This window comes from Flavobacterium aquidurense, assembly GCF_001404985.1.
GTDB classification, from domain to species: Bacteria; Bacteroidota; Bacteroidia; order Flavobacteriales; family Flavobacteriaceae; genus Flavobacterium; species Flavobacterium aquidurense_B.
Window position 1 is genome coordinate 762,536 of sequence record NZ_JRLF01000015.1, and the last position, 26,026, is coordinate 788,561.

25 protein-coding genes are annotated in these 26,026 nt (G+C 32.6%); 19 read left to right on the forward strand and 6 right to left on the reverse strand.

The features are described 5' to 3' along the window. Position 1: 1 nt before the first annotated feature. The 16 genes from RC62_RS21795 (at position 2) to RC62_RS21870 (ending at position 17,200) form a co-directional block, all read left to right on the forward strand. On the forward strand, positions 2-1,189 hold the full coding sequence (locus RC62_RS21795; protein WP_245176861.1) for a DUF4350 domain-containing protein: 1,188 nt from the start codon (positions 2-4) through the stop codon (positions 1,187-1,189). A gap of 166 nt (positions 1,190-1,355) precedes the next feature. Then, positions 1,356-2,369 carry an AAA family ATPase gene (locus RC62_RS21800; protein ID WP_055098615.1) on the forward strand — a complete coding sequence of 338 codons (1,014 nt, stop codon included), beginning with the start codon at positions 1,356-1,358 and terminating at the stop codon, positions 2,367-2,369. Between the two features lie 57 nt (positions 2,370-2,426). Next, positions 2,427-3,035 (forward strand): hypothetical protein, encoded by a 609-nt coding sequence (locus tag RC62_RS21805; protein ID WP_055098453.1) that lies wholly within the window; start codon positions 2,427-2,429, stop codon positions 3,033-3,035. Between the two features lie 77 nt (positions 3,036-3,112). Continuing rightward, complete coding sequence (locus RC62_RS21810; RefSeq protein WP_055098454.1) at positions 3,113-4,399, forward strand: DUF58 domain-containing protein; 1,287 nt, start codon at positions 3,113-3,115, stop codon at positions 4,397-4,399. Between the two features lie 117 nt (positions 4,400-4,516). After that, positions 4,517-5,602 (forward strand): alkaline phosphatase family protein, encoded by a 1,086-nt coding sequence (locus RC62_RS21815; RefSeq protein WP_055098455.1) that lies wholly within the window; start codon positions 4,517-4,519, stop codon positions 5,600-5,602. Positions 5,603-5,646: 44 nt separating this feature from the next. Next, entirely contained in the window at positions 5,647-6,579 is a 933-nt protein-coding gene (locus tag RC62_RS21820) for a DUF2167 domain-containing protein (RefSeq protein WP_082421343.1), read from the forward strand. Between the two features lie 239 nt (positions 6,580-6,818). After that, the gene (locus RC62_RS21825; protein WP_055098456.1) at positions 6,819-7,130 is read left to right on the forward strand and encodes a hypothetical protein; all 312 of its coding nucleotides are present in this window, start codon (positions 6,819-6,821) and stop codon (positions 7,128-7,130) included. Positions 7,131-7,265: 135 nt separating this feature from the next. Continuing rightward, positions 7,266-8,057 carry a TrmH family RNA methyltransferase gene (locus RC62_RS21830; RefSeq protein WP_055098457.1) on the forward strand — a complete coding sequence of 264 codons (792 nt, stop codon included), beginning with the start codon at positions 7,266-7,268 and terminating at the stop codon, positions 8,055-8,057. Between the two features lie 213 nt (positions 8,058-8,270). Then, positions 8,271-10,493, forward strand: coding sequence for a RelA/SpoT family protein (locus RC62_RS21835; protein WP_055098458.1), 2,223 nt, complete (start codon positions 8,271-8,273; stop codon positions 10,491-10,493). A gap of 88 nt (positions 10,494-10,581) precedes the next feature. Further along, positions 10,582-11,130, forward strand: a complete 549-nt coding sequence (locus tag RC62_RS22810) for a hypothetical protein (protein ID WP_082421344.1) — start codon at positions 10,582-10,584, stop codon at positions 11,128-11,130. Positions 11,131-11,314: 184 nt separating this feature from the next. Beyond that, positions 11,315-11,773: a Fur family transcriptional regulator gene (locus RC62_RS21845; protein WP_026981862.1), complete on the forward strand. Its 459-nt coding sequence runs from the start codon at positions 11,315-11,317 to the stop codon at positions 11,771-11,773. A gap of 95 nt (positions 11,774-11,868) precedes the next feature. Beyond that, the gene (locus RC62_RS21850) at positions 11,869-13,140 is read left to right on the forward strand and encodes an adenylosuccinate synthase (protein WP_055098459.1); all 1,272 of its coding nucleotides are present in this window, start codon (positions 11,869-11,871) and stop codon (positions 13,138-13,140) included. Positions 13,141-13,195: 55 nt separating this feature from the next. Beyond that, positions 13,196-13,777 (forward strand): NUDIX domain-containing protein, encoded by a 582-nt coding sequence (locus RC62_RS21855; protein ID WP_209435113.1) that lies wholly within the window; start codon positions 13,196-13,198, stop codon positions 13,775-13,777. Between the two features lie 145 nt (positions 13,778-13,922). Further along, positions 13,923-14,864, forward strand: a complete 942-nt coding sequence (locus RC62_RS21860; RefSeq protein ID WP_055098461.1) for an alpha/beta hydrolase — start codon at positions 13,923-13,925, stop codon at positions 14,862-14,864. Positions 14,865-14,946: 82 nt separating this feature from the next. Continuing rightward, positions 14,947-15,831 carry a L,D-transpeptidase gene (locus RC62_RS21865; protein WP_055098462.1) on the forward strand — a complete coding sequence of 295 codons (885 nt, stop codon included), beginning with the start codon at positions 14,947-14,949 and terminating at the stop codon, positions 15,829-15,831. Between the two features lie 175 nt (positions 15,832-16,006). Next, positions 16,007-17,200 carry a hypothetical protein gene (locus RC62_RS21870; RefSeq protein WP_055098463.1) on the forward strand — a complete coding sequence of 398 codons (1,194 nt, stop codon included), beginning with the start codon at positions 16,007-16,009 and terminating at the stop codon, positions 17,198-17,200. A gap of 69 nt (positions 17,201-17,269) precedes the next feature. Here RC62_RS21870 and RC62_RS21875 read toward each other — a convergent pair whose 3' ends face one another. The 5 genes from RC62_RS21875 to RC62_RS21895 all read right to left on the reverse strand — a co-directional run bounded on the left by RC62_RS21875 (position 17,270) and on the right by RC62_RS21895 (position 22,326). Beyond that, complete coding sequence (locus tag RC62_RS21875; protein ID WP_055098464.1) at positions 17,270-17,662, reverse strand: hypothetical protein; 393 nt, start codon at positions 17,660-17,662, stop codon at positions 17,270-17,272. A gap of 6 nt (positions 17,663-17,668) precedes the next feature. Then, complete coding sequence (gene guaB, locus RC62_RS21880; protein ID WP_055098465.1) at positions 17,669-19,141, reverse strand: IMP dehydrogenase; 1,473 nt, start codon at positions 19,139-19,141, stop codon at positions 17,669-17,671. A gap of 289 nt (positions 19,142-19,430) precedes the next feature. Continuing rightward, the gene (locus tag RC62_RS21885; RefSeq protein WP_055098466.1) at positions 19,431-20,831 is read right to left on the reverse strand and encodes a DUF5723 family protein; all 1,401 of its coding nucleotides are present in this window, start codon (positions 20,829-20,831) and stop codon (positions 19,431-19,433) included. After that, a complete protein-coding gene (locus RC62_RS21890; protein WP_055098467.1) occupies positions 20,828-21,379 on the reverse strand; it encodes a hypothetical protein in 552 nt (183 codons plus the stop codon). Before RC62_RS21890 ends, RC62_RS21885 begins: the two co-directional genes overlap by 4 nt. An 80-nt stretch (positions 21,380-21,459) precedes the next feature. Then, positions 21,460-22,326, reverse strand: coding sequence for a hydroxymethylglutaryl-CoA lyase (locus tag RC62_RS21895; protein ID WP_082421345.1), 867 nt, complete (start codon positions 22,324-22,326; stop codon positions 21,460-21,462). 201 nt (positions 22,327-22,527) lie between these two features. Here RC62_RS21895 and RC62_RS21900 point away from each other — a divergent pair, with 201 nt between their 5' ends. Both RC62_RS21900 and RC62_RS21905 read left to right on the forward strand, forming a co-directional pair. Further along, a complete protein-coding gene (locus RC62_RS21900) occupies positions 22,528-23,142 on the forward strand; it encodes a SatD family protein (RefSeq protein ID WP_055098468.1) in 615 nt (204 codons plus the stop codon). Continuing rightward, on the forward strand, positions 23,139-23,855 hold the full coding sequence (locus RC62_RS21905; protein WP_055098469.1) for a DUF3307 domain-containing protein: 717 nt from the start codon (positions 23,139-23,141) through the stop codon (positions 23,853-23,855). Before RC62_RS21900 ends, RC62_RS21905 begins: the two co-directional genes overlap by 4 nt. Here the strand turns inward: RC62_RS21905 and RC62_RS21910 are convergent. Next, a complete protein-coding gene (locus tag RC62_RS21910; RefSeq protein WP_055098470.1) occupies positions 23,835-24,875 on the reverse strand; it encodes a quinone-dependent dihydroorotate dehydrogenase in 1,041 nt (346 codons plus the stop codon). The two genes, RC62_RS21905 and RC62_RS21910, sit on opposite strands and share 21 nt — an antisense overlap. A 136-nt stretch (positions 24,876-25,011) precedes the next feature. On the opposite strand from RC62_RS21910, the gene RC62_RS21915 reads away from it, so the two are divergent. After that, positions 25,012-26,004, forward strand: coding sequence for a DUF6515 family protein (locus tag RC62_RS21915; RefSeq protein WP_055098471.1), 993 nt, complete (start codon positions 25,012-25,014; stop codon positions 26,002-26,004). Positions 26,005-26,026 lie beyond the last annotated feature (22 nt).

Below are 26,026 nucleotides of genomic sequence, written 5' to 3' on the forward strand. Positions count from 1 at the left end.
CATGAAAATTTACATTGCTGTTCTGGTTTTTATTTTAACCTTGATTTTAATAATAGACCGCGACCAGCCAAAGCCAATAGATTGGCGCCCAACCTATTCTGTCAATGACAAAATCCCTTACGGATTGTATGTTTTTGACAAGGAAATCAATGGTCTTTTTAAAAATAATAAAGTAGAAAGAATCTCAACCGTAACGCCTTATGAGTTCTTAGATTCTAAGTATGATGAAGATACTCTGGTAGAAAATTATAAAATAAAAGGCAGTTTTATAAATATATCAGAAGCAAATACAATAGATGAGCAATCTATTAAAGAGATATTTTATTTTGTTTCTCATGGAAATAATGCTTTTTTGAGCATGAAAAATTTTCCTAAATATTTACTCGACACTTTAAAAGTAGAAGTCCAATCTGATTTTCAAAATACAGGAAATACTTCTGTATGGCTCGCGAATAAAAAAATAAACACTAAAAAGTATAAATTTTCTCAAACATTAGAAGATTATTTTTCTAAGATAGACACCTTAAACACAACCGTTCTGGGATATCAGGGAGTAAAACAAAAGCATATTAATTATATAAAAGTTCCTTACAGAAACGGATATTTTTATTTGCATACACAACCTGTTGCTTTTACAAACATTAATTTATTAAAAGCAGATCATTATCAATATGCAGAAAGCATTTTATCGTATGTGCCAAAAGGGGATGTTTTTTGGTACACCAAAGGTCAAAATGATGAAAATATTTCTCAGTCACCCTTAAGATACATATTAAGTCAGCCCGGATTAAAATGGGCATGGTATTTCTTTTTAATCGGAATGTTGATTTTTATTATTTTTAATGCCAAGCGAAAACAACGTATTGTACCTATCCTTAAACCTTTATCAAATTCAACTGTAGATTTTACAAAAACAATCGGGAATTTATATTATCAGGAAGGCGATCACAACAATATTATTGATAAAAAGATCATTTACTTTTTAGAAAAAATAAGAAATGAATATTTGATTGACACCACAAAACTGGATGACACATTTATTCAAAAATTACATCATAAAACAGGAAAAAGTGTAACCGATATTCAGGAACTTGTATTTTTGATCAACGAACACCGAAACAGTTATCACGGAAGTCTTGAAGAAGATTTAATTAGAATTAATAATGCAATAGAAAAGATTATACATTAGATAAAAAAATACGATTTCTTGTCATTTCGACGAAGGAGAAATCACACACGAAGAGAACACAAGTAAAATAGCACAAAGAGAAAAAACGGTGCGGAATATTGGATGTGATTTCTCCTCCGTCGAAATGACAAAAAGTAATCAAACTATAAAAGAAAACAGACCAAACATGGACGATATCAATACAACACAAAACGAAATCACAAATGAAAATGTGAATTTTGAAACCAGAATAAATTTAGCGCCGCTTTTAGATCATGTAAACAGTATCAAAAAAGAACTGGAAACTGTGATTGTAGGACAGCATAAAATGATCGATCAGCTTTTGGTTGCCATTTTATCAAACGGTCACGTTTTACTAGAAGGTGTTCCTGGAGTTGCTAAAACAATTACAGCAAAATTATTATCTAAAACATTGAATATAGGCTTTAGCCGAATTCAGTTTACACCAGATTTAATGCCGTCTGATATCTTAGGAACTTCGATTTTCAATCTTAAAACTTCAGAATTTGAGTTTAAGAAAGGCCCTGTATTTTCGAATTTAATTTTAATTGACGAAATCAATCGTGCGCCTGCCAAAACACAAGCTGCACTTTTTGAAGTTATGGAGGAGCGCCAGATCACAATTGACGGATTTGCTTATCAGCTCGAAACACCATTTTTGGTTATTGCCACACAAAACCCAATTGAGCAGGAAGGAACATATCGTTTACCGGAAGCACAATTAGATCGTTTTTTATTCAAAATCACAATTGATTATCCTAAGCTTAACGAAGAAATTCTAATCATTCAAAGAGAGCATTTATTGCAGGATCACGGAAAATTAGAAGCGATAAAAACGATACTTTCTGCAGCTGAAATAAAAGAATATCAAGGATTGGTAAAACAAATTAGAGTCGAGCAAAATCTACTGGAATACATTGCCCGAATTGTAGTTAACACGCGCGAAAATGCTTTTTTATACTTAGGAGCTTCGCCTCGCGCCTCAATCGCAATCCTAAATGCATCAAAAGGTTTTGCAGCTATTCGAGGACGCGATTTTGTTACTCCTGAAGATATTAAAGAAGCCGCAATTCCAGTTTTGCAACATCGTGTAATTGTAGCTCCTGAACGTGAAATGGAAGGAATTACAAGCTCAGAAATTATTAAGCAAATTATAGAAACTGTAGAAATTCCCCGATAGTTTCAGTCGCAGTGACACTTATCAGTTATTACACTTAAAATATTAAACTTTTTTAAAATGAAATTTTCTAAATTATTATTCCTTTCTTTTATATGCATGCTATTGGTAAGTTTTAAACCAATAAATACTAAAACTTTAAGCAATAGAAATACGTCAATATATTTTTTAAGCGACAAACAACAACTTGAAACATTGATGAGAAAAGCTTATGAGTGGATCGAAACAAAAAAAACACAAACCGACTTTGATGTTGTTGAAAACAAAAAAGGAGATAAATATGTTGGATTAAATTTAAAATCACACAACAAAATAGTAGAAGAGCTTAAAAAATCTAACTTTTTTGCACAACAATTTATCGACAATTACAATAAAATAGGTCTAAAGATTGGAGATAATCTTAAAACCAATAAATGGGAATATTTTGTAGGCGAACTTCCTCCGTATGGGAATGACAGCAATCCTTGGTGCGATTGTCAGGACAATCCTGATGCATTTTGGAAAACCATGAAACTAAACAATCTAAAAGTCGAAAATAATAAAGCTACATTTTACTGGACTTGGACGGAATGGAAAGAAACTCCTAAATATAAAGTAACTGCAGTTAAAGAAAATGGAGTTTGGAAAATAGCCTATTTACAAGGCTTTGATTCAAAAACATATTTCTAAATAATTTCATCTAAACACTAAAATATTTAAAATTGAAATTCATAAAAAGCCTTTACCTCAATAACTTCTTCTTCTATATGCTGCTTGGCATTATAGGAATGTTTGTCTGCGCTTTTATTTTTCCAAATTTATATAATGCCGTTTGGTTTGTGGTTTTGATTTTATTCACTTTTTTAGTGCTTGATATTTTAATTTTATATGCAACAAAAACCGGAATCGAAGCTGAAAGAATCACAGCCGAAAAACTTTCAAACGGGGATTTAAATCCTGTAACAATCAGTATAAAAAACTATTATACTTTCAAAATTTCAGTTAAAATCATAGACGAAATTCCGTTTCAGTTTCAGGTACGTGATTTTAAAATTGTAAAAACAATTAAAGCTTCAGAACAAAAAGAAATTGGTTATGATTTGCGCCCAACAGAACGAGGTGAATATTATTTTGGATATCTGAATGTCTATGTTTCTTCTCCTTTAAAATTAATTTCGAGAAGATTTTCTTTCGATAAGGATAAAATGGTGCCCACATACCCGTCTTATATGCAGTTGAGAAAATATGATTTATTGGCTTTTTCGAATAATCTATATCAATATGGCATCAAAAAAATCCGTCGTATTGGTCACACCATGGAATTTGAACAAATTAAGGAATATGTTCAGGGAGATGATCTTAGAACTTTAAACTGGAAAGCAACAGCAAAGAAAAGTTCTTTAATGGTTAATCAATTTCAGGACGAAAAATCACAATCTGTTTATATGGCGATTGATAAAGGCCGTGTAATGCAAATGCCTTTTGATGGTTTGAGTTTATTAGATTATGCTATAAATTCGACCTTGGTTTTATCAAATGTAATTCTGAAAAAACAAGACAAAGCCGGAATTTTTGCTTTCTCAAAAAAAGTAGAAAACAGAGTTTTTGCTGAGAAAAGATCTTCGCAAATGCAAAAAATCCTGGAGACTTTATACAACATCAAAACCGATTTTTTCGAAAGTGACTACAGTCGTTTATATGTTGATATCAAGAAAAACATCAATCAGAGAAGTTTGATTATTCTATATACCAATTTTGAAACAATGGACGGTTTAAATCGTCAATTACCTTACTTAAAAGGAATTGCAAAAAGTCATTTATTGGTTGTCGTATTTTTTAGTAATACGGAACTGAATAGCATCATCAATAAAAAAACAGATACAATTCAGGAAATCTACGATAAAGTCATAGCCGAAAAATTCATGTTCGAAAAACGCTTAATCGCAAATGAACTAAAAAAATACGGAATTTATTCGGTTCTTACCCAACCTGAAAATCTGACTTTAGATACTATTAATAAATATTTAGAGATTAAAGCAAGAGGGATTTTGTAATTTTTACCTTGTATTAATTTATAGTTACATTACGTTATCACGTAAAAATTGATTAATTAAATTAAGTAGTTTTGAAACAAATTCTAACGAATCAATGTAATTTCAAATTAATAAAAAATGAAAAAGTCAATCCTAATTCTGTTCATTTTATTAAGCTATAAATCTCAGGCACAAAAAACAGAAAACATTATCGTTATCACTACAGACGGTTTTAGATGGCAGGAAATTTTTAAGGGAATAGATGCTGCAATTGCTAATGATAAAAAATTTAATCAGGGCGACAGCACTTATATTTATAAAAAATATGCAGGTTCTGACTTCCGGGAATCCCGAAAAAAAATCATGCCTTTTTTATGGTCAAAAATTGCTGAAAAAGGGCAAATTTATGGCAATCGTGATTTGGGTAATAAAGTAGATGTTTCAAATCCATACTGGTTTAGTTATCCGGGATATAGCGAAATCATGACAGGAAATGTAGATGTTGCGGTGAATTCTAATAGTTATAAAGCGAATCCAAATATAAATGTTTTGGAGTTTTTAAACCAGCAATCAAAACTAAAAGGAAAAGTTGCCGCTTTTGGTGCGTGGGATGCTTTTGACAGAATCTTAAATGAAGAAAGAAGTGGATTCCCGGTAATTTCTGCTTTTGATAATGTGGGAGGAAATAAACCAACAGCAACTCAGAAATTATTAAATGAAATGCGAAATAATTCATTTAAACCTTTTCATGAAGATGAATGTTTAGATGTTTTTACGCATTACCAAGCTTTGGATGAATTGAAAACCAAGAAACCAAAAGTACTTTATATCGCCTACGGAGAAACTGATGAATGGGCACATTCCGGACATTACAGATCCTATCTTGACGCTGCAAACCAAGTAGACAAATGGATTAAGGAAATCTGGGATTTTGTACAAAATGATCCGCAATACAAAAACAAAACTACACTACTAATCACGGTAGATCATGGCCGCGGAGACAAAACAAAAGCACAATGGACAGATCATGGAGCTGATGTTGTTGGTGCATCACAAATTTGGTTTGCAGCAATTGGACCAGAAATTGCGGCAAAAGGCGAAATCAAAACCGAATCGCAATTGTATCAAAAACAAATTGCCCAAACCATTGCAAAAATCATGGGATATACTTTTACAACGTCGCATCCTGTTGCGAATGAGATCACAGAAGTATTTCAGAAATAATTGAAACAACCAAAATAATAATCAACCAAAACCAATTTATTCAAATGAAAAAAACGTTACTATTTCTTTTTTTAATTTCTATTTTCATTCCTAAAATAATAGCGCAAAAAAACGATACTATTGCTGCTTATTATGACAAAGTCGAAAAATCATTTAAATACGAAACTGGAAAAATCAGTTTAGCCGAAGGTGAAGGAACGCTTAATGTTCCTAAGGGATTTAAATTTCTGAATGCAGAACAAACACAGAATGTCTTAAGCAATTTATGGGGGAATCCTGAAGATAAAACCGTTTTAGGATCTCTCGTACCTGACGGAAAAGGCGTTACACACAGCAACAGCTGGATGTTTGTAATTAGTTATCAGGGAGATGGTTTTGTAAAAGATGATGATGCAGGAGATATTGACTACGATGATTTGCTTAAAACCATGAAAGAAGATGTTGTGGCAGAAAATGAAGAACGTAAAAAAGGCGGTTATGAAGAAGTACAATTAATAGGCTGGGCATCAAAACCATATTATGACAGTACTCTAAAAGTATTGCATTGGGCAAAAGAACTGAAATTTGGAAAAGACGAAGCGAATACTTTGAATTATGATTTAAGAGTTTTAGGTCGAAAAGGAATGTATAATATTTCTGCAGTTGCCGGAATGAGCGAACTTGCAGAAGTAAAAGCGAGTATTCCGGGAATCTTAAAAAGTGTAGAATTCAATGACGGACACAAATATCTGGACTTTGACGCTGATACAGATACAGTTGCAGCATGGACTATTGGCGGATTAGTGGCTGGAAAAGTGTTGGCAAAAGTGGGATTCTTTGCTATTCTGGCAAAATTTGGTAAAATCATTTTTTTAGCGATTGCAGCAGGATTCGCAGCTGTTAGAAAATTTTTCTTTGGCAAAAAAGATCAGGTAACAACAAGACCTCAAGAAGAAGAAACTGCTTTATTAGAAGAAAACAACCCTACAGAAGAATAGATATTTTGCCATGAATTTCACAAATTATTACGAATTAATATTTCGCTTTAGCGAATAAAAATTTGCGAAAATTTGTGAAATTTGTGGTTAACTTTTTTATTTCTAATTCAATAAAACATTAAGATTTGGCACTTATAATTCACTAAGTTATAACCATAAAGTGTTGAGAACATATTAAAAATTCTATTCAAAACATAATACCTTTGTAATTCTTATAATTTTAATTTTATAGAATAAAAATGATGAGTATTAGACTGAATTTAATCGCTGACCTTAAATCATTCCCTCAAAAATCACACAATCAATATAACCTAGATAAAACAGTTGATCGAAATAATTATTTTGATTTAATGAAACGTGTAAATTTACTCAAAAAAGAAGACTTTGAATCTGAAGAAAAATACAAATATTTTCTAAATTTTATTAAGCAGCCACAAAACCAAGCTGACAGATATGTTTTTGAAATCAATTTTACTGAAAATCATTTAGAAATTCATTTGTTCTTATGGATGGTTAGCTATGTGTCTCGATTAACAGATTGGTTAAAGTAAATTCAATAATTACTAACCAAAGACATCATGAAACTCTTGCAGAAAAAAGCCTCTGAATCTTTGTCCCTCTGAACCTTTGTAACTTTACAAAAAAACTCAGTATCTTAGCGCCTTAGAAACTCAGTAACTTTCAGAATGAAACAAATTACCTCAATACAAAATCCGTTTATAAAATCACTTGTTTTACTGCAGGAAAAAGTAAAAGCCAGAAAACAAACCGGAACATTTTTGATTGAAGGATTACGTGAAATTTCATTAGCCATAAAAGGCGGTTACGAAATAGAAACCGTTTTATTCCTACCCGAATTAGTAACTGAAAATGAAATTAATAAATTGGTTAATTCACCAGTTCAGTTAATCGAAATTAATAAAGAAGTTTACCAAAAACTAGCGTATCGCGATACGACCGAAGGTATTTTGGCTATAGCCAAAACCAAATCGATGTTGCTATCTGATTTAAAATTATCTGATAATCCATTGATTATAGTTGCAGAAGCACCAGAAAAACCAGGAAATATTGGTGCACTTTTACGTACGGCCGATGCTGCAAATCTGGACGCCGTTTTGATCGCAAACCCAAAAAGTGATTTATACAACCCAAATATTGTTCGCTCAAGTGTTGGCTGTTTGTTTACAAACCAAATTGCTACGGGAACAACAGCTGAAATTATCGCATTTTTGAAAGAAAAAAAGATTGATTTTTACTGTGCAACTTTACAAAACTCGACATCATATCATACACAGGATTTTACTACTCCAACCGCATTGGTTGTGGGTACTGAAGCTACCGGATTAACGCAGGACTGGCGCGATGCAGCAACTCAGAATATTATTATCCCAATGCAGGGTGAAATTGACAGTATGAATGTTTCAGTGGCAGCTGCTATTTTAATTTTTGAAGCCAAACGTCAAAGGGGTTTTAACTAAATTATCTACATAAACTATTTTGTTTTCTACCAATATGTAGATTCTGTCTCCCCTTTTTTTGTCCCGTTAGGGACTACACCTGCATTCAATCAAACTCAGAAAAATTCAAGAATCTCCCCTCTAAAATCCAAAATATAAAATATAAAATCAACCCTCTATTCCCTTGTGTATGTTCAAACTTATTGCTATTTTTAGTACTTGAACTATGCCGTTATGATAGAAATAGATATTGAAAAAGAAAATAAAGCAATTGCCCAAGAGTATAAAGAATTACTTCGCATCAGTTATCAGACTTTAAGTCCTACTGATAAAAAATTAATCCGGAAAGCATTTGATGTTGCAGTAGACGCACATAAAGAACAAAGACGTAAATCTGGTGAAGCGTATATCTTTCATCCTATTGCAGTTGCAAAAATTGTAGCTTCTGAAATAGGTTTAGGAGCAACCTCTATTGCTGCGGCTTTATTGCATGATGTTGTTGAAGACACTCCAATAACTGTCGAAGATATCGAACGATTATTCAACCCAAAAGTGGCTCAGTTAGTTGAAGGATTAACAAAAATTTCCCTGGTTCAAAAAGATCTGAATGCCTCCATGCAGGCAGAAAATTTTAGAAAAATGATTCTTACACTGAACGATGATGTTCGTGTAATACTGATTAAACTGGCAGATCGCTTGCATAATATGCAAACCATGGATTCGATGGCAGAATACAAACAAACTAAAATTGCCTCGGAAACGCTTTATATTTATGCTCCCCTCGCCCACCGTTTAGGACTTTACAATATTAAAACTAAACTCGAAGACCTAGGTTTAAAATATACAGAACCCGCTGTTTACAATGATATTGTAAGCAAAATAAGAGAAACAAAAGAAGAACAAGATGCTTACATCAAAGACATTTCGGATGTATTGAAGAAATCTTTAGATAATGAAGGCATTGATTACATTATAAAAGGGCGCCCGAAATCTATTTATTCGATTCGCCGAAAAATGCGTGCTCAAAATGTGAGTTTCGATGAAGTTTATGACAAATTCGCTTTAAGAATAGTTTATAAATCAGATCCACACGATGAGAAATTTGTCGCCTGGAAAATTTATTCTATTGTAACAGATCATTACAGACCAAGCCCAAGCCGTTTGCGTGACTGGATTTCATCTCCCAAATCAACCGGGTATGAAGCTTTGCATATTACTGTTATGGGACCAAAAGGCCGATGGGTTGAAGTACAGGTTCGAAGCGAGCGTATGGATGAAATTGCAGAGAAAGGATATGCCGCACATTATAAATACAAAAATGGGGCGACAGAAGAAAGCGGTTTAGATGTCTGGCTGAATTTACTTCGTGAAGCACTTGAAAATCAGGAAACCAATGCGGTTGACTTTGTAGAAGATTTTAAAATGAATTTATATTCTAAAGAAATCTTCGTATTTACTCCAAAAGGGGAAATAAAATCTCTGCCAAAAGGCGCCACTTCACTTGATTTTGCGTTTAGCATTCACTCAGAAATTGGAATAAAAACCAGAGGAACACGTGTAAACGGACGTTTGGTTCCGCTAAATCATGAACTAAAAAGTGGCGATCAGGTCGAAGTTATAACTTCCGCAAATCAAAAACCAACCGTAAACTGGTTAGAATATGTAACAACTTCAAGAGCTAAAAATAAGATCAAAAACGTTCTTAATGAGAACACCAAAAAAATTGCTGAAGAAGGAAAAGAATTACTTACCAGAAAACTTCGCCATTTAAAAATAACTATCAGCGAACAAGTCATCAATGAATTGGTCAACTTTTTTAAACTAAAAACAAGTTTAGATCTATTTTACAGAGTTGGTATTGGCGCTATAGAAAATCAGCAATTAAAAGATTATGCAGCCCAAAAAGGCAATACGTTTATCAATTTCTTTAAAAATAAAATCAAAAGAAATAAAGATACAACAGCCGCTGATGATATTCACAAACCCGTTATCAGCAGTAATTATGATATGCTGGTTTTTGGAACTGAGCATGATAAATTAGATTACAAACTTTCGCCTTGCTGTAATCCGATTCCGGGTGATGATGTTTTTGGTTTTGTAACTATAAACGAAGGAATTAAAGTTCATAAAAAAGATTGTCCAAACGCTATCGGAATGCAATCAAATTATGCTTACAGAATTATGAGCGCCAAATGGATAGACTCTTCTCAGGAAGAATTCAAAGCCATTATAAACATAACCGGAATGGATGTTTTGGGACTTACAAATCAATTGACAAGAGTTATTTCGAACAACATGAGCGTGAATATTCAAAGTATTTCGTTAAGCACAGATGCCGGAATTTTTCATGGTCAGATTGCAGTAATTGTTCAAAACAATACTATTTTGAAAAAAATGATCAATGCTATCAAAAAAATTGACGGAGTTGATAAAGTTACAAGAGAATACAGAACATAAATCAGTCGAAGTTTAAAGCTTTAAAGTCAAAAAAAGAACACTATATCGTGACTATTTTGCTTAAATTATTGATATAAATATTTTTTTCATGAAAAGCATTTCCTTAGAAATAGAAATCCCTAAAGTAAATTTTGGCGAAAACGGAGAACTTTCAATTGTTGCTTCTGAATCTTCGTCAAAAGATGATTTTGATTTTTTTCAGGGAAAATCAGTTATTCGGAACAAAAAATTAAAAAAGAGGTTTGCAAATTGTACCGAATGGCTTGAGTTTTCTTCTACTCAGGAAATGTACAAGATTTTAAACGGAATTGGCAATATTGATAATTTCCTGGCCACTTTTGACGGTGAACCTTTTGAAGGAATGACCGTTCGATTGTTTAACCCTGCAACAAGATTGTGGAGTATTTATTGGGCAGATTCAAATACAGGAACTTTAGACAGACCTGTAATTGGCTCTTTTGAAAACAAGGTGGGACATTTTTTCTCTAAAGATATTTTTGAAGACAAAGATGTTTTACAAGTTTTTCGATGGGATGCCAGAGACGAAAACAATCCTGTATGGAGCCAGGCCATGTCTGATGACAACGGAAAAACCTGGGAATGGAATTGGTACATGTATATGACAAAAACGAAGTAAAAAAATGTTAGTTTTATCATAAATAAAAATAATTATGTTAATTAAGTTCCTTGGAACTTATTAAAATTTAATGCTGTAAATGCCTGTATTTGATGCATTACAAAGAATCAAATACAGACCTTAACGTTAAACTTTAAACCCGAAACTTTTATTCATTAAAAATAAAAAATTATCTTTGCCGGATATGACACTCATTTCAACTGACAACACTAAGAATCAAGAAATTGTAAAAAATGTTTTTACAATGTATCTTGAGCAAAAAGGGCATCGCAAAACTCCTGAGCGTTATGCTATACTTCAGGAAATTTACGATAGCGAAGAGCATTTTGACATAGAAAACTTATATATCAAAATGAAAAACAAGAACTATCGTGTTAGTAGAGCTACATTATACAACACGATCGAGTTATTGCTAGACTGCGCTTTGGTTAGAAAACATCAATTTGGACAAAATCAGGCTTACTACGAAAAATCATATTTTGATAAACAGCATGATCACATTATCATGACTGATTCTGGTGAAGTAATAGAATTTTGCGATCCAAGAATTCAAACCATCAAAAAAACAATCGAAGAAATATTTGATATCGAAATTACGAATCATTCACTTTATTTCTACGGAAACAAAAAACAAAAGCAATAATCCTCAAAAGGCATTATTTAAAAATAAAAAAAAAGAAAATTAACTACATTAATCAGTAGGGCAACTCAAATTGCCCCAACGCAAATTAAAACAGAATGACCGTAGATTTATTACTAGGATTACAATGGGGAGATGAAGGTAAAGGGAAAATTGTTGACGTTCTTACCTCTAATTATGATATTATTGCACGTTTTCAAGGAGGACCAAACGCAGGACATACATTAGAATTTGACGGAATCAAACATGTACTTAGAACCATTCCTTCTGGAATTTTTCATAAAAATTCAATAAACATCATTGGTAATGGTGTTGTAATAGATCCGGTAGTTTTTCAAAAAGAAATTGAAGGTTTGGAGAAATTTAACCTTGACATCAAAAGCAAATTGATCATTTCAAGAAAAGCACATTTAATTTTACCAACTCACCGTTTACTGGATGCAGCATCTGAGGCATCAAAAGGAAAAGCAAAAATTGGTTCTACCCTAAAAGGAATTGGACCAACTTATATGGACAAAACCGGTAGAAACGGTTTACGTGTTGGTGATATCGAATTAGAAGATTTTAAAGAGCGTTACAGAGCATTGGCAGACAAACATGAAGCTATGATTGCTTTTTATGACGTAGCGATTCAATATAATTTAGCAGAGCTTGAAAAAGAATTTTTTGAAGCTATCGAAGAATTAAAAAAATTAGACTTTATTGACAGTGAAGAATATATGTACCAAGCTCAAAAAGCTGGTAAATCTATTTTATGCGAAGGAGCTCAGGGATCATTATTAGATGTTGATTTTGGAACTTATCCTTTCGTAACTTCTTCAAATACTACTGCCGCCGGAGCTTGTACAGGTTTAGGAATTGCTCCTAACAAAATCAAGGAAGTATACGGAATTTTCAAAGCTTATGTAACTCGTGTTGGTAGCGGACCTTTCCCAACGGAACTTTTTGACGAAGTTGGTGCAACAATGGCAAGAGTTGGTAACGAATTTGGATCTGTTACAGGAAGACAAAGACGTTGTGGATGGTTAGATCTTGTAGCTTTAAAATATGCAGTTCAGGTAAACGGTGTTACACAATTAATGATGATGAAAGGTGACGTTCTTTCAGGATTTGAAACTTTAAAAGTTTGTACAGAGTACAACTACAAAGGACAAAACATTTCTCACTTTCCTTATAACATCGAGCCGGAAAACGTAACTCCTGTTTATAAAGAATTTAAAGGATGGCAAGCTGATTTAACAGGATTGACAACTTACGATCAATTACCTATCGAGCTAAAAGAATATATTGAGTTTATTGAAGAAGAAGTTGGAGTGCCAATTAAGATTGTTTCTGTTGGACCGGACAGAAAACAAACAATAACAAAATAACACCTCTAAACGCTCTGATAACCAGAGCGTTTTTTTATACAAAACATTTCTAATCATGAGAAATCCAGAAATTAAAGTTACGGAAACAAAATTGCTTTCAGACAATTGGTATATACTAAACAAAGTAACTTTTGATTATCAAAAGAAAGATGGTAAAGTAGAATCTCATATTCGTGAAGTCTACGACCGTGGCAATGGAGCTGCTATTTTACTATACAACTCCTCTAAAAAAACGGTAATCCTAACTAGACAATTTAGACTGCCTACTTATCTTAACGGAAATAAAACCGGAATGATGATCGAGGTTTGTGCAGGACTTTTGGATCAGGACAATGCAGAGGATGCTGTTATTCGTGAAACTGAAGAAGAAACAGGTTATCGTCTAAAAAAAGTCGAAAAAGTTATAGAAACTTATATGTCTCCGGGTTCTGTCACAGAGATTTTATATCTTTTTGTTGGCGAATACGATGAAACGATGAAAGTAAATGATGGTGGAGGATTAGATGCTGAACAAGAAAACATTGAAGTGCTTGAATATACTTTTGATGAAGCATATTCTATGATTGAATCCGGTGAAATTACAGATGCTAAAACTATTTTATTATTGCAACATGCTAAAATAAAAAACCTTATTTAGGATTATTATTTATTTTTGATAAAGACTGATTAAATTTTCAACACCCCAAATTTTAAATAATTTTATTGAAGAATAATAAGCAAAACAAATATTATGTCTTACACAGAACTCGAACATATCTTGAAATTAATTGATACAAAATAGAATGAAGGTTTTTAAAAATCGGAGAAATTTTATCCTAATAGTAGCCATTATTTTTATAATAATTAATATTATAGCTTTTATTCATGCTTATAAATTCACTCATTTTGCAGAAAATGGATCAATAAAAACTAAGAGCCCCGAAAGATTATCTTCGTTTGAAAAAACCAAAACTTTAATTTTTGGGGTCAATAATCCCAAACCAAAAAACACAAAGTTTCCGCTTCAAAAATATCAAACCATAAAACTAAAAAGTAACAAAAAAATTGAATGTTGGTTAATTAAAAACCAAAAATCAAAAGGAACAATTATTCTGTTTCATGGTTATGGCGCCGAAAAATCTTCAATGATAGATAAATCAAATGAATTTATAAAACTCGGCTTCAGTACTATACTTGTTGATTTTATGGGAAGTGGTAATTCAGAAGGAAATCAAACTACAATTGGCTACAAAGAAGCTCAGGAAGTAAAGAGCGTATTTGATTATTTAACTCAATCAGGAGAAAAAAATATCTATTTATTTGGTACTTCAATGGGTGCTGTAGCAATCATGAAATCCATTACCGATTATAAAATAAAACCAAAAGGGATAATCATTGAATGTCCGTTTGGTTCCATGTACGAAACAGTTTGTGCGAGATTTAATAAAATGAACGTACCAAACTTTCCAATGGCTGGAATTTTAGTTTTTTGGGGCGGCATTCAAAACGGATTTTGGGGATTTAGTCATAATCCAGCAACATTTGCAAAAAATATAACTTGCCCCACTCTATTATTATATGGAGAAAAAGACAAAAGTGTAACCAGAAAAGAAACCGATGAAATTTACAGTAATTTAAATGGATATAAAAAACTAGTCATTTATAAAAATACGGGACATGAAAACTACCTGATAAAAAACAAAATAGAATGGACTAAGAATGTTTCTGATTTTTTAACAAAATGAGAATCAAACAAACAATTCAAAAAATTGTGTAAGTTCCGTTAGCTACTATTAAAATAACTTTACAGTAATAAAAAACCAGTTTATGAAAAAGTTATATTACACATCCAATATCTTATTACTATTAGTATTAGTATTATTAGGTTCATGCAAAAAAAGTGAATCAACTGAAGTAAAAAAAGAGGCAAAACCAAAGAAAACTATCGAATATAAAAAGCCACAATCAGTTTCTTATAAATTTGAGAAAACAAAAGAATGGTTGAAAACAAATGAAGCTGACAGCAGTAAACTTAAAATTGCTTATGCTCTAAACAGAACTGATAAAGCAAATTTCGCAAAAATGGATTCAGTAATAATTCCTGGTGATTTTACAGGAGATATTGTTTATTATCTTCCGTTTCCTTTGCATGTTAGTGCTTTAGAAGAAGTTTCAAAAGTTATTATTTTCTCTTATCCTGCTCAGGCATTTGCTGCTTACGAAAATGGAGAATTAGTATATACAGGACCTACAAATATGGGTAGAAAAAAAGATCCAACTCCAACCGGATTATTTTTTACCAATTGGAAAGCCGAAAAAACAACCAGTACATTTAATGATGAGTGGGACTTAAAATGGAATTTTAATATTGAGAACAAACTTGGTGTTGGTTTTCATGAATATGAATTACCAGGATATCCTGCATCACATTCTTGCTTACGATTACAAGAAAACGACGCTAAATATTTGTACAAATTTGCTGATGAATGGATCTTAAAAGATAAAGAAAACGTAAAAGTAAAAGGAACTCCGGTTATTGTTTTTGGAAGTTATCCGTTTGGTGAACCAAAACCTTGGTATGCATTAGTCAAAGATCCAAAAGCTCTGGATATTTCAGAATCTGATCTGGAAACTCAGATACAACCTTTTATCCAAAAGATATTAGAGAATCAAAAAGTTAGGGAAACAGAAAAACAAACTGCTTCACTTTAAAATATAATCTAAAGAAAAAACTGCTAATAAGTTTTGACGAATTATATTAGTAGTTTTTTTAGATTTAAAATAAAACAAAAGGCATAAGATCAAGCATCTTATGCCTTTGTTTTATTTATAGTAAAGTCAGTTATTTTTTTATATTTTTAATTCCATAACTTTTCCTATAAAAATAATGAAACCATTACTTCTATTAGTCTTCATACTTTTCTTTTTTACAGCAAAATTGTATTCTCAAACTAAAAAAGAAATCTATCAGTTTTCTCAGGATATAGAGCACAAAATCGAAAAAGATACTGTAAAATGGAAATATCAAACTGGAGCAACTGCTTATTCTATTAGCGGGTACTATAAAAAAGCACTTGAAACATGGGATAAAAATGGTGCCAGAATACCGGCAATAACAAAGGAAGATAGTTTATACTTTAAAAATTTTCATCCTGAAAATGCAGTAGATTATATTGTTAGCAGATCCAAAACTGAAAAAGTTATTATGATTAACGAAGCCCATAATAATGCCAGACATAGGATATTTACCACTTCAATACTTCAAGGACTATATAATAACGGTTTTCGTTTTTTAGGCATTGAAGCTCTAAATGATTCCTTGATAAATACAAGAAAATTTCCCGTTTTAGAAAGCGGATTTTATACTCAGGAACCTCAATTTGGTAATTTGATTGATGAGGCTATCAAAATTGGTTTTACCGTATTTGGTTATGAGGACTTTTCAAACTCTAACATTACGGGAAAAGAAAGAGAAATTAAACAAGCTCAAAATATTACTAAATGGATAGAAAAAAATCCTGATGGTAAATTTTTAATTCATTGTGGATATGACCATATTATTGAGGGAATACCGGGAATAAAATCCTGGGAAAAAGCTATGGCAGGCAGATTAACTAAATTTACAGGAATAAATCCGTTTACAATTGATCAAATTCAATATTCTGAAAGAGGCAACAGCAAATTGAATCAGCCTTATATAGAAATGTTAAATTTAAATTATCCTGCAATTCTAGTAGATTCTAATGATAAAACATTTAATGGTGCGATAGATAATCCTAAAAGAATTGACTGTTCAATAATACATCCCATTACTAAATATGATAATGGAAGACCGGATTGGATGACTTTATCAGGAAAAAGAAAGATTTACAATATTTCAAATTCTAAAATAACGGAGTTTCCAGCTTTAGTTATCGCTTACCGAATTAATGAATTTGAAAAAGATGGAATACCTGCGGATGTTATCGAAATTTTAGATAATAAAAATAAAGGTCATTTAATACTAAACAAAGGCAAATACAAGATTGTCATTAAAAATAAAGATTACAAAGTAACAAATGAATATACTATAAAAATCTAAATTTTATAAAATTAAAAAAGGCATAAGAAACTAAATCTTATGCCTTTTGTTTTATTATTGATATCATTTTCAACTAATCAGTATTTCAACTTCATCTAATTGAATTTGCTTCCGTTTTACTCCGTATAGTTTTTTTAATAAATTAAAAATACTAAAAGGATTAGCACCAATCATGGAATAAAACACAGTCAGATCTTCATAATTATGAACTGAAATTCTATATTTTGATTTATCAGTGACCTGAAAACTAAAAAATTTCACTGCTCTTTTTCCATTTTTATAATCCCTTACTTTTAAGCTTTTTTCTCTTAAAAGTATTGCTTCATTGGTTTTTAAATCCAGAATTTCGATAAAAAAATCATCATTTACCTGAACATCAAAACCACCCAAAACAAAAATATCATAAAAACCATAATACAAATCAACTTCAAGAATGTCTTTTAACTTGAACTGTAAATTCATATTGGATTATCTTGAATAATTTGGAGCTTCTTTTGTAATAGTTACGTTATGCGGATGACTTTCAGTAATTCCGCTTGAGGTGATTCTAACAAAACGTCCGTTTTCTTGTAAAGTCGGAATATCTTTTGAACCACAGTATCCCATTCCGGCGCGAAGACCTCCAACAAATTGAAGCATACTTTCGTTTAATTCTCCTTTATAAGGAACACGACCAACGATTCCTTCCGGAACTAATTTTTTAACATCATCTTCAACATCCTGAAAATAACGGTCTTTAGAACCGGTTTGCATCGCTTCAACAGAACCCATTCCGCGGTATGATTTGAATTTTCTTCCTTCAAAAATAATTGTTTCTCCCGGAGATTCTTTTGTTCCTGCTAATAAAGATCCTAACATTACACAATCAGCACCTGCAGCGATTGCTTTAGGGATATCTCCTGTATAACGAATTCCACCATCTGCAATTACCGGAACTCCAGTTCCTTTGATAGCCGCAGCTACTTCAAGTACTGCTGAGAATTGTGGAAAACCAACACCTGCAACGATACGGGTTGTACAGATAGAACCAGGTCCAATTCCTACTTTTACACCATCAGCTCCGTTTGCTACTAAATATTTGGCAGCTTCAGGAGTCGCAATGTTACCTACAATTACATCAATATTTGGGAATTTGGATTTTATTTCTTTTAAGGTATTTACAACACCTTCCGTATGTCCGTGAGCGGTATCGATGATAATAGCATCTACTCCGGCAGCTACTAATGCTTCTGCTCTTTGAACTGCATCACCGGTAACACCAATGGCAGCAGCAACTCTTAAACGTCCGAAAACGTCTTTGTTGGCGATTGGTTTTTGAGTTAATTTTGTAATATCTCTGAAAGTAATTAAACCAACTAATTCGTAGTTAGCGTTTACAACTGGTAATTTTTCGATTTTATGTCCTTGTAAAACTACTTCGGCTTGTTCTAATGAAGTTCCTTCGGCAACAGTAACTAAGTTAGTACTTGTCATTACTTCGGCGATTGGTCTTGCTCCGTTTTTTTCGAAACGTAAATCACGGTTAGTAACGATTCCTTTAAGGATTTTGTTTTCGTCAACGATTGGTATTCCGCCAATTCCGAATTCTTTCATGGCATTTTTTGCATCTGCAATTGTAGAATTCATTGGTAAAGTTACCGGATCGATAATCATTCCTGACTCAGCACGTTTTACTCTTCTAACTTTCGCAGCTTGTTGCTCGATCGTCATGTTTTTATGTAAAACACCTATTCCGCCTTCTTGTGCCATAGCAATTGCCATAGAACTTTCAGTAACGGTATCCATAGCAGCTGATACTATTGGAACGTTTAGTGTTATATTTCGTGAAAATTTTGATTTGATACTCACTTCGCGAGGAAGCACATTAGAGTAGTTAGGTACTAATAATACATCGTCGTAAGTTAAACCTTCGCCGATAATCTTGGAGTTGTGTGCTATCATGTTGCAATTTCTAGTTGAATTGCGTGCAAATATAGTGAATAAATTGGAAACTTGATTACTAACTTATTCATAAATTTAACTTTACAGGAAAAGTCTCATAAATATAACTGCATTAGCCCTGATGGAAATGGAAAGCCACGAAAAGCGAAATAACATTTTTTTCAGGACTTAAAAAGCGACCGGCGGAAGCTCTTTTAAGGCATTGAAAAAAAGTTGTTTTGCCTGAGTGCTTGTAGTGAACAGCAGGAATAGCTTCTTATTATATTATTAAACCATATAAGCGATAAAGCTAATCTTCAGAATCTTTAAAAACAAAATTAAAGCCGAATTGAAACGCTATACTATTGGCTTTTGAAACATCTTTATATTCGAGAACATTATCGACGAGAAGGTACATATTGAGTTTTCCGAGTGTTCCTGAAATTCCTAAACCTATATTTTTATTCGAATATGAATCGAATGTATAAGTAGCTTTAATATCTAATTTTTCGAAGATACTTCGTTTATAAAAAGCAGTCAAAGCAACAAATGGTTCAACTGGCATCGACATCATAAACAACTGACCACCAATTGCATTAACATATTTCCTATTGATTTTTCCTTTACAATTGCAATCTCCATCATAGCGTGCTTCACCAAATGAATATTGAAGTGAAGAATAGAATTTTGTTGGCCGCCAAGTGGTATATTTATTATAAAGTGTATCTCTTGGTATGGCTTTTTCAAATTCATCAAAAATATTTTCAGGCTCATTTGTTGGATCAAAACTAGGATTTACGCCCTGATAATTATAAGTTCCTTTGTACCTTATTGTTTCGATATCTTTGGTATGTCTTATAAAACCAAGATCGACAATACTTGCTGTAAACTGTAGATTTTCCTTGAAATAATAAGTAAGTCCGGCATCAAGACCAAGCCCCAAACTCCCGTTAAAGAAAGTATTATGTGCTATATCTTTTGGGATACTTCCTTCGTATTCATCTTTTGTAAAACTGGCAATTCCGGAAGTTTTAAGTTCTAAATTAGAAGATATTATTTGGTCATAAATATTTGGCGTTCCCGCGCTTTGACCCGTATAAATATATCCGGAATTTTTAACCGATGTTGCATTTGCACCACTTGAATACAATTTTGCACGACCACCTAAAACCAATTTCTCATTAAGTTTTTTATGAAAACCCACATGAAAAACGGACAAAACTTCTGCTCTGACATTTAAATCTCCCAGATTGAATGATTTGCCTATATAATTTCTATTTCCGTCTAATGCCAATATTGCAGGATCTTTTGGAACATACATTAAAAAATCGAATTCCTGATAAAAACCAAACGAAATATAAGATTGACTATCCTCTCCTCCTACTCTAAAGCCGCCAGAGAATAATTCGAGTTGTTGATTGACTTGTGCTTTATCTTTACTCGAAGAATTATTAATAACATTGCGGACTTTATCATTAAAATTGATTCCGTTATTAGCAAATAAATCATAAGCCGAAAAACTACTGGAACCGAAATTGGCTGAAACTCCGGACAAAACCGGAATTCCGAAATAGAATTTATAGGAAACATCGGCCCCAGGATTTAGTAGTGACGATTGCGGAATAGGGGTAAAATTATAAAGCACTTCTTTGTTTTGAGCAAAGCAGGAAAGTTGAAAAGTGATCATTAAGATTAGATATGCTTTTCTCATTCTATTTCCATATAAGCGGTTGCGCCTGAGCGTAATTTCAAACTTCCTGTACTATTTTGATCTAATGCTGGTCCAGGTGCCATTCTAACAAAAAAAGCTAGTTTCGCTGTCTTTTTTAAAAGCTCTAATCTTTGATTTTCAAATACTTCAGTAGGATATTTTATAACATTTGAGTTGCCTGAATAGGCTGGAACCGAATAGGAATCTGTTTCTAAAATCTGGCCATTTGCATCCAGAAGCAATATCTCAACCGTAAAATCTCTAATAATCGTGTTTTCTATTTCAAAATCAAGTTCTGCTTTAATCAGATTATCTCTGAAAAATTTTTCTTTAAAAGCATCAAAAAACTGTTCGTCAAATAGTACTTGTCCTCCACCACTATTAGCGAGTTGAGTAGCAGGAACATTAAAATAAGCCAAATTAGTTACAAATACAGGTTCTAATTTCAGGTCTTTAGTCTGGTCAAAATCTAAATCACTTGAGCATGAAAAAAATAAGACTGATAAAAAAAGTATCTTAAAAATTCTATATATAAAGTTTACTTTCATAGCTTAATCTGTATTAAACAATAACAAACGTTATTATCTCATTACTTATTATCTGCCTGATAGTAAATATAGTAATTTTCTTAATGAAATTTGCCGAATAACTTTGAAGCTTCGTTATAAGCACTTTCAAAACTTAAAGAGTTTAGTCCGGTTGCTTTTTTATGGGATGTAAAATAAGAAATTAATTTTTCTGTAGGCATATTTCCTGTTAGCTTATCTGTTGCCATTGGACATCCTCCAAAACCTTGAATAGCACCATCAAAACGAGTACAACCTGCTTTAGAAGCGGCATCTATTTTTTCGAACCAACTGTTTGGAGTTGTGTGCAAATGCGCGCCAAACTCTATTTGAGGGTATTTCGGAATTAAATTTGAATAGAGATACGTAATCACTTCTGGTGTAGAACTGCCAACGGTATCTGAAAGTGATAAGATTTTTACCCCCATTCCGGCCAGTTTTTCTGTCCATTCGCCAACAATCTCGACATTCCAGGGATCTCCGTACGGATTCCCGAATCCCATAGAAAGATAGGTTACGACTTCTTTATTTTTTTTATCTGCGATTTCCAGAATTTCTTCCAGCGTTATTAAAGATTCAGCTATGGTTTTATGGGTATTTCGCATTTGAAAATTCTCAGATATAGAAAAAGGAAATCCCAAATATTGAATAGGTTCATGTTCTGCTGCTAATGTTGCGCCTTGAGTATTGGCAATGATAGCCAATAATTTGCTTGTGGTTTGCGATAAATCAAGTTGTGCCAGAACCTCAGCCGTATCCTGCATTTGCGGAATTGCTTTTGGAGATACAAAACTTCCAAAGTCAATCGTATCAAAACCCACTCGAAGCAAAGCCTGTATATAAGAAACCTTGTTTTTAGTAGGAATAAAAGTTTTGATACCTTGCATAGCATCACGAGGACATTCGATAATCTTGATTTCTTTATTCAAAGCTTATTCTTTAGTGAAGGCTAAGTTAGCTTCTTTTTTAAAGAAATAAAAACTATAATTTTCATTAATTCTACTATTACATTAAATCGTAATAACAAAATATATTACGGATATCCGTAATATTGTATTATATTACACTAAATTGTAATATTGTATATATTTGTACTATTAAATTTATTTATTTTTAATTATATTTGAATTATGACAAGCGTAATTACAGGTGATATTATTGGTTCAAGACAGCAAATCTCAAAACATTGGGTAGAAGATCTAAAAAAGATCTTATCTCTGTTTGGAGAAATGCCAAGCCAGTGGGAAGTTTACAGGGGAGATGAATTCCAGATCGAGATTAAGAATCCGGAAGACGCTTTATGGTCTGCTATTTTGATAAAAGCCCATCTAAAAGCTATAAAATTAGATGCGAGAATGAGTATTGGTTTTGGAAGTAAAACACACAATGCAGAGAAAATATCAGAAAGTAACGGTACTGCTTTTATACATTCCGGCGAACTTTTTGGAACTTTAAAAAAACAAAAAGTAACTTTAGCCATTCGAACCGATGATACAGATATTGATGAAAAAATCAATTTAATGATACAGCTGGCTTTAACTTTTATGGACAGCTGGCTTGCACAGCCAGCAGAATTTGTAGTGGCAGCAATACAAAACCCAACATTATCGCAGGAAGAATTAGGGCACAAATTAGGCATTAATCAGGCGGCCGTAAGCCGTAGACAAAAAAGGGCGCAGTTTGATTTGATACTGCAATTAGATCGTTATTTCAGAAAACAAATAAAACAACTTACGACGTCATGATTTTATTTATAAAACTGCTTTTAGCACATTTATTGGGAGATTTTATATGGCAACCCAACTCGTGGGTAATACATAAAGAAGCAAAAAAACATAAAAGTATTTATTTATATCTTCATATTCTTTTGCACGGTCTTCTGGCTGCAATTTTAGTGGGAGAAATTCAATTTATACCTTATGCTTTTTTAATTGCCGTAACACATGGCATAATCGATTTGATTAAATTAAATTTTCAGAAACCAAAAACAAGACGTACCTGGTTTATTATGGACCAAATTGCGCATGTTTTAATTTTAATTGCAGTTGTACTGCTTTATAAAGATGAAACTATCAACTTTAATTGGTTCAACAATCAGTTTTGGATTTTAATTACCGGTGTTTTATTTATTACAAAACCCACTTCTATTTTTATCAAAACAATTATTTCTATCTGGAGTCCGGAGAGTCAAAATAGTCACAATGATAATTCACTTGCTACCGCAGGAAATTATATTGGTATACTGGAACGCTTGTTTGTATTTTGCTTTATCCTAACAGGACATTTTGAAGCAATTGGATTTTTACTCGCCGCTAAATCTATTTTTAGATTCGGAGATTTAAAAGAAGCCAAAGACAGAAAACTTACCGAATACGTTTTAATAGGTACATTAATTAGTTTTGGGACTGCAATTGTTACTGCATTAATTGTGCAGGCACTACTTTTGCAATTGCTTTAAAACTTTTTTATTAATTGCTTTTATCAAAGCTGGTCCTTCGTAAATAAAACCAGTATATAACTGTACCAGACTTGCTCCGGCATTTAACTTTTCGATAGCATCATCTGCAGAATGTATTCCTCCTACTCCAATAATAGGAAATGCTTTATTGCTTTTTTCAGAAAGAAAACGAATCACTTCCGTAGAACGTTTTGTTAATGGTTTTCCTGACAATCCACCCATTTCAGATTGGTTTGAAGATTGTAACCCTTCTCTTGAAATGGTAGTATTTGTAGCAATTACACCCGCAATTTGGGTTGTTTTTACAATATCTATAATATCTAATAATTGCTCGTCTGTAAGATCCGGCGCAATTTTTAATAAAATTGGTTTTATTTTTTGAGTGCTCGTTTTTTGCTTTTCTACATTTCTGTTTTGTAACGTTTGCAATAAAGCTGTTAAAGGTTCTTTATCCTGTAAAGCTCTCAGATTTGGCGTATTTGGAGAACTTACATTCACCACAAAATAATCAACATGGTCAAATAAGGCATCAAAACAAATAATGTAATCATCTACAGCATTTTCGTTTGGTGTTATTTTATTTTTACCGATGTTTCCTCCAATCAAAACTCCTGAATTCTTTTTCAAACGTTCTACAGCTTCCAGAACTCCGCCGTTATTAAACCCCATTCGGTTAATAATGGCCTGATCATCTTTTAATCTAAACAAGCGTTTCTTAGGATTTCCTTCTTGTCCAACCGGTGTTACGGTTCCTATTTCTATGAATCCAAAACCAAAATCAGAAAGTTCTTTATATAATTTAGCATCTTTATCAAATCCCGCTGCAAGTCCTACTGGATTTTTAAATTTAATTCCAAAGACTTCTCGCTCTAAACGAGCATCTTTTACTTCGTAAATTGATCTTATAATTGATGAAACTCCGGGAATTTTTGAAATGAATTTAACAAATGAAAAAGTAAAATAATGCACTTCTTCTGGATCAAACCAAAAAAGTATCGGACGAATTATCAATTTATACATAAGAGTGTTGTTGTGTGTGTTTTTTCGGTTGCAAATTTAATTATAATACTTCAGACAATTATAAACTAAAATGATTTTTATTTTTCGCGATTATTCCTATTTTTTTCATAATTTTAATCATCTTAAAATACTGAAAATGAAAAGTATAAAAAAAATTCTTAGAAAATTAGCACTAGTATGTTTGATGGGATCATTTTTTTTGATTTCAATAGATAGTATAGCGCAACGTCATGGCGGCGGAGCACACAGAGGCGGAAATATGGCAAGACCGGCTCAATCCAGACCGGCTCAGGCAAGACCTGCAACCCATACCAGACCCGCATCTAATGCGTCGACTATAAAACGACCTGCAACTACAACCAAACCAGGATCTGGTGGTACCGGAACAAATAAAATTACAAGACCATCATCAGGATCAAACTCTAAAATTGGGGATAGAACAAATAATCGAAACTCAAATACGGTCAATAGAAATAAAACCGGAAACAGAAATACTAATATCAGCGGCAATACAGTTAATAGAAACAGAAATAATGTAAATATTGACAGAAGCAGAGATATTAACATCAACAATAATAGAAATACTGTTGTAAGACGAAACAATGTCGTGATTTACAATCGTCCGCCTTACAGATATGGAGGTTATCGATACAATACTTTTCACCCTTATTATTTCCATCCTTATCATCCATTTTATTATGGGCCAGTTTGGCATCCATGGGGATTTTTTGTAGCAACTTTGGCCGTTACAGCAATTGTAGTTAGCGTAGAAAGTACTCAATATCATTATGATCAGGGAGTTTGGTATGCGCCATCAAATGGTGGATATACAGCCGTGCCTGCGCCCGTTGGAGGAACAGTTAATAATATACCAAGTGGAGCAGAAACCGTCAATACCGGAACTGTCAACAACTATTATTATGGAGGAACTTACTACGAAAAAGATGGGAGTTCGTATAAAGTTGTGCCGCCAACAGCAGGAACTTTAGTCGATAATTTGCCTGAAGGAGGTGAAGAAGTTACCATAGGTGATGTCAAGTATGTAAAATTTGGAGAAACCTATTATCAACCTGTACAAGTAGATGGAAAATCCAAATACGAAGTTGTATTGGTCGAAGAAGACAAATAAAACTATATTAACCTTATCAAAT